Origin of the sequence: Rhodoferax lacus, assembly GCF_003415675.1 — a bacterium.
GTDB classification, from domain to species: Bacteria; Pseudomonadota; Gammaproteobacteria; order Burkholderiales; family Burkholderiaceae_C; genus Allorhodoferax; species Allorhodoferax lacus.
The window spans coordinates 1-358 of the sequence record NZ_QFZK01000066.1; the positions used below are offsets into that span (position 1 = coordinate 1).

Sequence of the window (358 nt, forward strand, 5' to 3'; positions counted from 1 at the left end):
TGGCTATTCACCTCAAACGCCCACGCTTATCGGCTGTAAATTTTTAAGGAACACAAGAGGCTTTTTACCACCTTCTTGCTAACTTCACTGTGATCAGCGAAGCCTTGAATTATGACACAGTTTTAAGACTGCAGTCAATGAAAACGAAGTTATTTCGTTTTCATCAGCATCTTCAAAAGAGAAGACGCTGATGAAAAAGCCCCGTCTTTCGACGGGGCGTTTTCTGGCTTAAATAGCCTGACGATGACCTACTTTCACACGGGAACCCGCACTATCATCGGCGCTGACGCGTTTCACTGTCCTGTTCGGGATGGGAAGGAGTGGTACCACGTCGCTATGGTCGTCAGGCATAAACTTT

At 46.4% G+C, this 358-nt stretch carries 1 rRNA gene; it reads right to left on the reverse strand.

Going from position 1 to position 358, the window contains the following annotated elements:
- Positions 1-235: 235 nt before the first annotated feature.
- Positions 236-348: ribosomal RNA gene (rrf, locus tag DIC66_RS22805) — 5S ribosomal RNA — on the reverse strand.
- Between the last annotated feature and the right edge of the window lie 10 nt (positions 349-358).